This window comes from Flavobacterium muglaense (assembly GCF_014305155.1).
Taxonomy (GTDB): domain Bacteria; phylum Bacteroidota; class Bacteroidia; order Flavobacteriales; family Flavobacteriaceae; genus Flavobacterium; species Flavobacterium muglaense.
The window spans coordinates 1-11,248 of sequence record NZ_JACRUK010000071.1 but is presented as its reverse complement, the minus strand read 5'-3'; the positions used below and the strand labels follow the sequence as shown (position 1 = coordinate 11,248).

General features: G+C 32.7%; 11 protein-coding genes. 9 read left to right on the top strand and 2 right to left on the bottom strand.

Translation table 11 applies throughout. From position 1 onward, the window contains the following. The first annotated feature begins 236 nt into the window (after positions 1-236). Entirely contained in the window at positions 237-1,304 is a 1,068-nt protein-coding gene (locus H8R24_RS16920; protein ID WP_187021451.1) for a branched-chain amino acid aminotransferase, read from the top strand. A gap of 73 nt (positions 1,305-1,377) precedes the next feature. Here the strand turns inward: H8R24_RS16920 and H8R24_RS16915 are convergent, their stop codons facing one another. Continuing rightward, positions 1,378-1,764 (bottom strand): pyrophosphohydrolase domain-containing protein, encoded by a 387-nt coding sequence (locus H8R24_RS16915; protein ID WP_187021449.1) that lies wholly within the window; start codon positions 1,762-1,764, stop codon positions 1,378-1,380. An 81-nt stretch (positions 1,765-1,845) separates the two neighbouring features. Between H8R24_RS16915 and H8R24_RS16910 the strand changes: the two genes are divergently transcribed. The 5 genes from H8R24_RS16910 (at position 1,846) to H8R24_RS16890 (ending at position 5,167) form a co-directional block, all read left to right on the top strand. Then, complete coding sequence (locus tag H8R24_RS16910; protein ID WP_187021447.1) at positions 1,846-2,034, top strand: hypothetical protein; 189 nt, start codon at positions 1,846-1,848, stop codon at positions 2,032-2,034. 373 nt (positions 2,035-2,407) lie between these two features. Continuing rightward, on the top strand, positions 2,408-3,598 hold the full coding sequence (locus H8R24_RS16905) for an SRPBCC family protein (protein ID WP_187021445.1): 1,191 nt from the start codon (positions 2,408-2,410) through the stop codon (positions 3,596-3,598). Between the two features lie 68 nt (positions 3,599-3,666). Next, entirely contained in the window at positions 3,667-4,209 is a 543-nt protein-coding gene (locus H8R24_RS16900) for an RNA polymerase sigma factor (protein WP_187021443.1), read from the top strand. Positions 4,210-4,242: 33 nt separating this feature from the next. Continuing rightward, positions 4,243-4,662 (top strand): hypothetical protein, encoded by a 420-nt coding sequence (locus tag H8R24_RS16895; RefSeq protein ID WP_187021441.1) that lies wholly within the window; start codon positions 4,243-4,245, stop codon positions 4,660-4,662. A 46-nt stretch (positions 4,663-4,708) separates the two neighbouring features. Beyond that, positions 4,709-5,167, top strand: coding sequence for a sensor of ECF-type sigma factor (locus H8R24_RS16890; protein ID WP_187021440.1), 459 nt, complete (start codon positions 4,709-4,711; stop codon positions 5,165-5,167). A gap of 33 nt (positions 5,168-5,200) precedes the next feature. Here the strand turns inward: H8R24_RS16890 and H8R24_RS16885 are convergent, their stop codons facing one another. Further along, complete coding sequence (locus tag H8R24_RS16885; protein ID WP_187021439.1) at positions 5,201-6,280, bottom strand: sialidase family protein; 1,080 nt, start codon at positions 6,278-6,280, stop codon at positions 5,201-5,203. A gap of 116 nt (positions 6,281-6,396) precedes the next feature. Here H8R24_RS16885 and H8R24_RS16880 point away from each other — a divergent pair, with 116 nt between their 5' ends. The 3 genes from H8R24_RS16880 to H8R24_RS16870 all read left to right on the top strand — a co-directional run bounded on the left by H8R24_RS16880 (position 6,397) and on the right by H8R24_RS16870 (position 11,123). Then, positions 6,397-7,623, top strand: a complete 1,227-nt coding sequence (locus H8R24_RS16880; RefSeq protein ID WP_187021438.1) for a hypothetical protein — start codon at positions 6,397-6,399, stop codon at positions 7,621-7,623. Between the two features lie 129 nt (positions 7,624-7,752). Further along, positions 7,753-9,714: a KUP/HAK/KT family potassium transporter gene (locus H8R24_RS16875; protein WP_187021437.1), complete on the top strand. Its 1,962-nt coding sequence runs from the start codon at positions 7,753-7,755 to the stop codon at positions 9,712-9,714. A 140-nt stretch (positions 9,715-9,854) separates the two neighbouring features. Further along, a complete protein-coding gene (locus tag H8R24_RS16870) occupies positions 9,855-11,123 on the top strand; it encodes an RsmB/NOP family class I SAM-dependent RNA methyltransferase (protein ID WP_187021436.1) in 1,269 nt (422 codons plus the stop codon). The last annotated feature ends 125 nt before the right edge of the window (positions 11,124-11,248 follow it).

Genomic DNA, 11,248 nt, shown 5'->3' with positions numbered 1-11,248 from the left:
CTCAAATGTACATTTTTAGAAGCTAAAAGCGAAATGCACTAAAGTGCATAGTTTTAACTATTTTTGGGACCAATAAATAAATCACAATTAAAAGCGACAATTAATGTTATTTTAGCAAGTAATTAATGGATTTTTATTTAATTTTGTATCAAATAAAGTCTTGATTGCGATTAATTGATTGCAATTAACGTCAGTAGTGATTTTACATAATAAAATAAAAACATAAAAACATACTTATGAGTACCACTCAAACTAACACGATTGAAATAATAAAAGCACAAACTTCTAAAATAAACGAAGTAGATTTTGATAATTTAAGCTTTGGATCTGTATTTACAGATCATTTATTAGAATGTGATTTTAAAAATGGCGAATGGCAAAAACCCGTAATTAAGCCTTACGCTCCTTTTTTATTAGATCCGTCAGCACGAGTATTTCATTACGGTCAAGCAATCTTTGAAGGAATGAAAGCTTATAAAGATGAACAAGACGACATTTGGCTTTTTAGACCTGATGAAAACTACAAACGTTTTAATTTTTCGGCTTCAAGAATGGCAATGCCTGAAGTTCCAGAAGATGTATTCATGAACGGATTGAACGAATTATTAAAACTAGACTCCTCTTGGATTAAAAAAGGAAAAGGAAACACCCTATACATTAGACCATTTATGATTGCCACTGGCGAAGGTGTAATTGCTAACCCATCTGATGATTATAAATTCATGATTATCCTTTCTCCTGCTAAATCTTACTATTCAGGCGAAGTAAAAGTATTAATTGCAGAACATTTTAGTAGAGCTGCAAATGGAGGAATTGGAGCCGCTAAAGCTGCAGGGAACTATGCCGCACAATTCTACCCTACTAGTTTAGCAAATGCATCAGGATTTCAACAAGTAATCTGGACAGATGATGCTACGCATACCAAACTAGAAGAAGCAGGAACAATGAATGTTTTCTTTAGAATAAATGACACTTTACTTACTGCACCAGTAAGCGAAAGAATTCTTGATGGAATTACTAGAAAGAGTTTAATTGAAATGGCCAAAAAAGAAGGAATTCAAGTAGATGTACGTCCACTATTAGTATCAGAACTTGTTGAAGCTTCAAAAAACGGAACATTGAAAGAAATTTTTGGAGCAGGAACTGCAGCTGTAGTAAACCCAATTATTGGTTTCTCTTACAAAGACCACTACTATGAATTACCCAAAACAGAAAACTCATACGCTAGTCAACTAAAAGATAAGTTAACAAACATGCAACACAAACTTGCTGAAGATACATTTGGCTGGACTGTAAAAGTATAATCAATTGCACCAATACTAAAAAAGCGATTTTCAAAATACTGAAAATCGCTTTTTTTTATCATAATACCACTTATTATCCCTTCAATATTTTAGAAAAATCAGGCTTAAAATAATTAGGCCCTTTTAACACTTTTCCATCTTCTCTATAAATAGGTTGACCATCTTGACCCAGCTTACTCATATTAGATCGCTGAATTTCATCAAAAACAGCTTCTATCTTATCTTGTAATCCATGCTCAATTATAGTACCACAAAGAATGTACATCATATCCCCTAAAGCATCAGCTATTTCTATTAAATCATTGTTTTGCACCGCCTCAAGATACTCTTCATTTTCCTCTTTCATCAATTCATAGCGCAATGTCTTCTTTGCATCGCCTAAATCTGCTATTGGAAAATCACTATGTCCTATTTTAAATGCGGTATGGAATTCCGTTACGGATTTAATTTGTTTATGCATGACTTTTATTTTACAAATTAAAAGGCAAATTAGTAACTATTATTAAACAATTAACTATTTTTGCACAAAATAATTTAAACTATGTTTAGTCAAGGACAATTAGTATTTGCAGCGCTGTTTTTTATCTCTTTTGTAATTACAATGATTATTGCTTACCGAAAAGATCTAAAATTACACCAAGTGTATTATAAAGGAAATTATAAAATCTTAATTGGTTTTATTGCTTTCATCGCTATTTTATTCGTAATCAAGATCTATTTTAAACATTAGAAAATAAATCAGCTTGCAAAATTGCAGGCTTTTTTTTTGTCAATTTAGCAAAGATAAAAAAAGACATCAGTACATTAAAACGCAATTAGGTGTTTAACAATAGCTTGAGAGCTCAATTAATCACTTTACAGTAAAAAAATAAAACTAACCTTAAATCTACTTGTACTTACAGGATAGATTTTTAACCGTATATTTTTATTTAACTGATGATTTTGTTACATTTATGTGCAAATCTTTAAAAGATAAATGATGATCATTCGTAATTTTGACTGAATATTAATCAACATCAGGCTACTATTTTAGAATAAAACTATATTTAGTATAGCATATTAATAAAATATCTAACTTTACAGCAGAAAACAAATAATAAACCATGAGGATTTTAAAATATATCTTTCTTTTACTTTTATTAAGTCTTGTTGCCTTATCCATTTTTATAGCAACTCAAAAAGGAGACTTTACAGTAGAAAGAAGCAAAGTAATTAACGCTCCAAAGAATACTGTTTACAGCTATGTTAACGATTATAAAAATTGGGCCGACTTTGGCTCATGGGTTACTGAGGACCCTGATATGAAAATGCAATATCCTGAAAACACAATTGGTAATGGTGCATCATGCAGCTGGGAGGGCACTGAAGGGAATGGTACTATGAAAACAATCTATACTAAGGAAAACGATAGTATATCACAAACAATGGACTACAACGGAACCAATTCGACGGTATCTTGGAAATTTAAAGATACGATCGGTGGTACTAAAGTTACATGGAAAACAGAAGGAAAAATGAGTTTCCTTTTTAAAATATACACTGCTTTAAATGGCGGAGTTGACAAGGTTATAGGTTCCATGTATGAAAAAAGTCTTGTCAATCTAGACAAAGCATTGGACTTTGAAATCAATACTTTTGCTGTAAAAGAAGATGGGTTAGTCACCAAACCTGAAATATTTTACTTAGCGCAAACCTTTACAAGCGAAATTGCCAAAGTCAACAAAAACTTTAAAATAGTGACCCCAAAAATCACTACATTTTGTGAAGAAAACAATATTGAAATTAGCGGTAAGCCTTTTATCATTTACCATACGTACGACCTTGCAAAACAATTGACTCGAATATCAATTTGTATTCCAATAAAAAGTGAAATTTTTATTACACAAGGAAGCGAGATATTATCTGGAAAACTACCTGCCTTTGAAGCTGTAAAAACAACTGTGACGGGTGACATATCTCACGTTAAAAAAGGGTACGACAAAGCAGCAGAATTACTTATCACCAATAAATTAACTCCTAATCCTGCTATTTCCCATATTGAATTTTTCATCACTAATAAAAGTGATATTAATGATCCTTCAAAATGGGTTACAGAAGTTTATGTTCCTTTTCTACCAAAAGTAGTGCCGGTAAAAACGTATTACAAAGCGCCTGTAACTACTACAAACAACGGAGATACTGATGACGAGACTGGAGGCACCGAACCAAAAAAAATAAAAAAACCAGTCATCAAAGTTACAGATCCTAAAGTACCTGTGCTTAAAAACAAAGATGACGAAGACTCTGAATTTTAATTTATTTTAAATATTGAATTAAACCTTTTGAGTAAACACTATTCTAATTCATTAGATAAACCATTATTTTGCTCGAAGAAAAGGAATTTATACAAGAGTTATTGGACCCAAAAATGCAAAACAAAGCATTTCAAAAACTCTTGTTAGCATACCAAAAACCGCTTTACAATCACATTAGGCAAATCGTTTTGAACCACGATGATGCTGACGATGTGTTGCAAAATACTTTTATAAAGGTTTTTAATAATCTAAAAAACTTCAAAGGAGAGAGTAAACTTTTCTCATGGATTTATCGCATTGCGACTAATGAAGCGCTTACTTTTTTAAATCAAAAAGCCAAAAAGCATAGCATTACGTCCGAGACATTACAAAACAAACTTATTGACAATTTACAGGCTGATGTTTATTTTGAAGGAGATGAAATACAATTAAAACTTCAAAAAGCTATTGCATCGCTTCCTGAAAAACAACAGCTCGTTTTTAAAATGAAATATTTTCAGGAGTTAAAGTACGAGGAAATATCAGAGATATTGGGCACATCCGTTGGTGCTTTAAAAGCATCCTATCATCATGCTGTAAAAAAAATAGAGACCTTTGTTAATTCAAATTAAACCTTTTCTTAAAAATTAAGTCTAATCAATATCATGAAAGAATTTAAATTAGAAAATAGCGACAAAATCAAAACAGGTTTTAGTACACCGGAAAATTATTTCGATAATTTCTCAGAACAATTAACGCAACGATTAAACATCCCTGCGCCAAAAGTAATTCCGTTTTATAAAAAAAGAACTACAGCCTATATGATTGTGGCTGCGATTTTTGTAATAGCATTAATGATTCCTATTTTGAACACGAGTAGCGCCGTAACCACAAATCAAGAATTAGACGAGACCAGTTTAGAAAACTATTTAAGTTATCAAACGAATGTCAATCAATATGATTTGATTAATATTTTGGACGATAGCGATATCAATCAAATAAATTCCCCTATTGCACTCGAAGACAAAACAATTGAAGATATGCTTGTAGATAATGCAAACTTAGAACATCTAATAATCGAATAACAACAATAACTCACTTTTGAAAGTACAATACCTAAATTGAAACAAAATGAACTTTAAAAAACTACTTCCGATACTATTTCTTTTTACTACTTTCAGTTTTTTTGCTCAAGGTGAAAACATGAAAGAAAAAAAAGAAAAAATAAAAGCGTTAAAAGTTGCGTTTCTAACCACAGAGTTAGACTTGACAGCAAGAGAAGCACAAAAATTTTGGCCTGTATACAACAGTTATGATGATGACCAATTTGAAATTAGACATCAAAAAATGAAAGCATACATCAACCAAATGAACGATGCTGCATTAGACAAAATAAGCGAAAGAGATGCCTTAAATCTATTAAACAAAATAGAAGACACTGATCAAGAGCTTTACCTATTGCGTAAAAAATTCTCAAAAGATTTACAAGAAATTCTTCCAGCCGTGAAAATTTTAAAACTAAAAAAATCTGAAGAAGATTTCAATCGTAAACTGCTACATCAATACAGAGATCGAGCAAATAAAAAATAACTTGATACTACGATCTAAAACAAAACCCTAAACTTAATTGTTTAGGGTTTTCTTTTTAAATTTAATTCGAATCATTTTATCTTTACCTGCTGCAACAGCAGTTTGATTATCTATAAACCGAATGGTGTACAAAGAAGCATCTGTAGAAAACTGTTTCCAAGTCAATCCGCTATCGTAAGAATAATAAATCCCCGAAGCTCCAACACTTACTAACGATTTCCCTCCACTCTTTGGCACATATTGAATACATGATGTGTATCCAAAACCAGAATTATCTGCTATTAAACTCCACGATTTCCCTCCGTTTACACTAACCGCTTTATTACCTTGGTTTTGATTTAGAATTTCATAGTCCCCACCTGCTATAAAACCCTGTTTTGCGTCATAAAAATCGGCTGTAAAAATTCCAGTCATCGACTTTCCTTGTACAATAGGCGTATCATAGCTCTGCCAACTTATCCCTTTATCACTTGAAAACAAAACTCTTGCTTTAACACCACCCGTAACAATCCATGTATTATTACCTTTTACAACAATGTTAGTATTACTTGCCGCAAAAGCCGCTTCGCCATTGGATACTTTAGGCAGTTGATCGCAATCTAACTTATTCCAACTTGCTCCTCCATCACGAGTAACAATCACAGAAAGACAGTTGGAAACTGGGTCTCCCATCGCAATTCCTTCTTTATTGTTCCAAAATTGCATACTATCATAAAACACTTTTTCATGGCGCTCCTCATAAACAAGGGTTGTCTTTAAATCTTTCTTTGAAACCTGAAATAACAATGCGGGATTTGACACAGGCATTACAAAAATATTTTTCGCAGTTTGAGCCGCGCTCCTAAACTCTAATTGCAAGCTGTCTTTCACAATCTTGCTTTCTATTTTTTTACTAGATTGCAAATCATAATAACCAAATCTCGATTTATTTGCAGAATACCAAATTTTATTTCCGTCAACAACTATGGACCTAATACTAATATTATCTTGGAACAAAGTATCAATCTCTACACTGCTATAAATCGTTTTATCTACTGGATCAATCACTTTAAAAGCTGTTTTACAAGAACTTAAAACAAACAACACACTCAAAATCATAAAACACTTCCTCATTATATCCTTATTTTTTTAAGCTAAAATACAATTTATAAAAGGAAAAACAATTGAGTGTAATTTAATTGGCACAGTAATTGGATTATTGTAAAACAGAAAACTTAAACACATCTATTATGAAAACTAAAATACTAATAGCAACTCTATTGTCTTCCTTTTTTGTAATGCAAACGGAAGCACAAAATAGAACCCGAGTAAATGGCTTAAACAACGAAATTAGCGATAATTTAGATTTAAGAGCAGTAGCCGATATTTTTGGTGACTCAAGAGATCTTCGAGATTTTGAACGTCAATTGAACGATCCGCAACTTCAAATTTCGAACTTAGATTTAAACAATGACAACCAAGTAGATTACCTACGAGTTATTGAGACCATTGAAGGAAGAACGCATGTTGTGATCATCCAGTCAGTACTTGATCGCGATGTATACCAAGATGTTGCGACTATCGAAATAGAAAAAGACAGATACAATAAAGTACATTTACAAGTAGTAGGAAATGAATACATGTATGGTTCAAATTACATTTATGAGCCTGTTTATTACAGCACGCCCTTAATCTACGTTTCATTTTGGTCTAATAATTACCGTCCATATGTTTCTAACTGGAACTGGAACTACTACCCTTCTTATTACTACACTTGGAATCCTTTCCCTGTGTACAGATATAGAAACAACATACAAATATCATTGAATTTCAACAATAACTACAACTATGTAAACTATAGAAGAAGTAATCAAGCCGTTGTATTGTACAAAACAAGACGTTCTAATGGTTATGAAAGACAATATCCAGACTATGCTTTTAATAGAAGATATTCCAACAATACCAATCGTTATGACTTAGATCGAACTAGAAATTCAAGAAATAGTAACTCCAGAGATGTAGCTTACAGCTCTAACAATAGCCGAAACAACTCAGGAAGAGATTATTCTCAAAATAGAGGAAGTAGTTCGAGAGAAGCAACACCGCAGCGTACAGAAACTCAAAGAGACTATTCTCAAAATAGAGGAAGTAGTTCGAGAGAAGCAACTCCTCAGCGTACAGAAACTCAAAGAGACTATTCTCAAAATAGAGGAAGTAGTTCAAGAGAAGCAACTCCGCAGCGTACAGAAACACAAAGAGACTATTCTCAAAATAGAGGAAGTAGTTCGAGAGAAGCAACACCGCAGCGTACAGAAACACAAAGAGACTATTCTCAAAATAGAGGCAGTAGCTCGAGAGAAGTAGCGCCGCAGCGTAGTAACACTGAAAGCAGCCGAACTTCATCAACTGAATCATCAACTCAAAGACCAACAAATCAAAGAGATAGCTCTTCGAGAGAAAGTAGCAGAAGAGGTTAAGAATCAACACTCTTTTTCCCCCACAAAAACACGGTCCAAATAGACCGTGTTTTTTTTTATGATTTATTAAAATTTTATCTGTAATGTATTTAAAAAGAGTAAATTTGTCGTGTTTTTTAAAAATACAAGATGAGCACTTCGCATAAAAATTTACATTCAAAATTATCTTTAGGAGGTTTATTAATTACATTAGGTATCATTTACGGTGATATTGGAACTTCCCCACTCTATGTCATGAAGGCCATTCTTGGCGAACAAATTATTGATGCCAACATTGTTTTAGGAGGTTTATCATGTGTATTCTGGACATTAACATTACAAACCACAATAAAATATGTAGTAATCACACTAAGTGCAGATAATCATGGCGAAGGAGGAATATTTGCACTCTATGCCTTAGTGAAGAAAACAAAAATAAGTTGGCTTATTGTCCCCGCCATTATAGGAGGAAGTGCTTTACTTGCCGACGGAATTATAACCCCGCCCATATCCGTATCATCAGCAGTTGAGGGAATAAAAACCTACTATCCTGATATAAATACTATTCCAATTGTTATTGCTATTTTATTCGTTTTATTCACCATACAGCAATTTGGAACTAAATTAGTCGGGAAGTTTTTTGCTCCCATGATGCTTATCTGGTTCACCATGTTAGGTGCACTTGGATTAATCCAAATCACCAAGCATCCTGAAGTTTTCAAAGCATTAAACCCCTATTATGCTTACCATTTACTTTCAATTCACCCTGATGGATTTTTCGTTTTAGGACTGGTGTTTTTATGTACAACTGGGGCCGAAGCGTTATACTCAGACATGGGACATTGCGGACGAAAAAACATTAGAATCAGCTGGATATTTGTAAAATTAGCATTGCTATTAAACTATTTTGGACAAGCTGCCTATTTAATCCACCATGAAGGACAAACATTAGTTGAATTAGGGGGTGCAAATGGTAATCCATTTTATTTAATCATGGCCGACTGGTTTCAACCAATAGGAATTGTTATTGCAACACTTGCAGCTGTTATTGCTTCTCAAGCCCTTATTAGTGGTTCGTTTACCTTAATAAATGAAGCCATGAGATTGAATTTCTGGCCAAAAGTAAAAATAAAATATCCTACGGAATTGAAAGGGCAATTGTACATCCCTTCAATCAACTGGTTGTTGTTTTTTGGTTGTGTTGGTATCGTTTTACATTTTGAAGAATCCAGCAATATGGAGCATGCTTACGGCTTAGCCATAGTACTATGCATGATCATGACCACTATTTTATTGAATTTTTATTTGATCATGAAGCGTGTAAAGCTCTACTTCATTATTCCATTAATAACAATATACTTACTAATCGAATTTAGTTTTTTGGCTGCCAATATCACAAAATTTGCCGACGGTGGTTATGTTACATTAATGATTGCTGTAGCATTGATTTCAATAATGACTATTTGGTACCTAGCTAAAAAAATCAACAAAAATTATACTAAAATTGTAAAAATAGATAATTACAAAAAAGTATTAATGGAGCTAAGTGCTGATTTATCTATACCAAAATACGCAACGCATTTAGTATACATGACTAATGCAAATCGTGTTGACGAAATAGAAGAAAAAGTAATGTATTCCATTTTACAAAAAAGACCCAAAAGAGCTGACATCTATTGGTTTGTTCACGTAAACATCTTAAGTGAACCTTATAAAACAGAATACAAAGTAACTGAAATAGTTAAAGATGACTTATACCGTGTAGATTTCAACTTAGGCTTTAGAGAACCAACTAAAATCAGTTTAATGTTCAAAGAAGTAATCAAGGATATGGTAAAACAAGGAGAAGTAGATATTACAAGTAGATATGAATCTTTGAATAAAAACAATATTATTGGTGATTTCAAATTTGTATTGTCTGAAAAATTCCTATCTAACGACAGTGATTTATTATGGCATGAAAAACTGATTATGAACTCCTATTTCATAATTAAAAAACTAAGTTTATCCGAAGAAAGTGCCTTTGGTTTAGACAGTAGTTCAGTTAAAATCGAAAAATTCCCAATGGTCCTTCACGCACCTGAAAACATTGGATTAACAAGAGTTAAATAAGAACTTTTTTATTATAAATACAAAAAACACTGCCTAAAAACAGTGTTTTTTTTTGCTGTTGAAAATATAAACTCAACATTCATTATTAAAAATTTAACTTTCAATCAATTAATACTACCTTTGCAGCTCAATTAATAAAAATGAGATTACATAGAAATTTAGTTTACACTACTATAGATTCCTTAAATGCAATATTTAATGAAGGAGAATATGCTGATAAAGTAGTTGCAAGAGCTTTAAAAAAAGACAAACGTTGGGGAAGTTCTGACAGGAAGTTTGTTGCCGAAACCATTTACGAAGTAGTACGATGGAAACGTCTATATGCCGAAATTGCTGAAGTAAAAGCACCATTTGACAGAGATAACATCTGGAGAATGTTCTCGGTATGGGCTGTATTAAGAGGATACCCAATTCCAGATTGGAGACAATTAGAAGGAACACCCGAACGAAAAATAAAAGGACGTTTTGATGAATTATCAAAAACAAGAGCCATTAAAGAATCTATTCCTGATTGGATGGATGAAGTAGGTGTACAAGAATTAGGCGAAAAAGTTTGGACAAAAGAAATTGCTGCCCAAAACCAACCAGCCAAAGTTATCCTAAGAGTTAACACACTTAAAACTACTAAAGCAGAATTAAGAGCTATTTTGATGGATCTTGATATTGACACTGACGTTTTAAAAGACCAACCAGACGCTTTAGTATTAAAAGAAAGAGCTAATGTTTTTATGACAGATGCTTTTAAACAAGGGTTCTTTGAAGTTCAAGATGCCAATTCGCAACTGGTTGCCGCTTTCCTTGATGTTAAGCCTGGAATGAGAGTGGTTGATACTTGCGCAGGTGCAGGTGGAAAAACATTGCACATTGCTGCTTTGATGGAAAACAAAGGGCAATTAATTGCTATGGATTTATACGAAAGTAAATTAAAGCAATTAAAAATTAGAGCAAAACGTGATGGCGCATTCAACATTGAATACCGTATTATTGACAGCACTAAAATAATCAAGAAACTACACCAAAGAGCTGATCGTGTTTTGATTGATGCTCCTTGTAGCGGACTTGGAGTTCTTAAAAGAAACCCAGATGCTAAGTGGAAATTACAACCTGAATTTATTGATAACATTCGTAAAATACAAGCCGAAGTTTTAGAAAGCTACTCTAAAATTGTAAAACCAGGAGGTAAATTAGTTTACGCAACTTGTTCTATTTTACCATCTGAAAATCAAGATCAAGTGGCTAAATTCTTAAAAACAGAAATTGGAAAAGAGTTTACTTTTATAAAAGACCAAAAAATTCTTGCTCATGAATCTGGTTTTGATGGATTTTACATGGCGCTTTTAGAAAGAAAAGAAGAACTTGTAAAACCAAAAGAACTGAAAGCAAAAGAACCAAAAGAAGTAAAAGAATAAGCACTTTTTTACCAGTTCAATTACATACAAAAAAGTCCTCGAAATTTTCGAGGGCACTGAAAAACTACGCATATTTTGATTAACGTCGTTTTCTAGAGATTAAAAAAGCGCTTATAATAGGATTT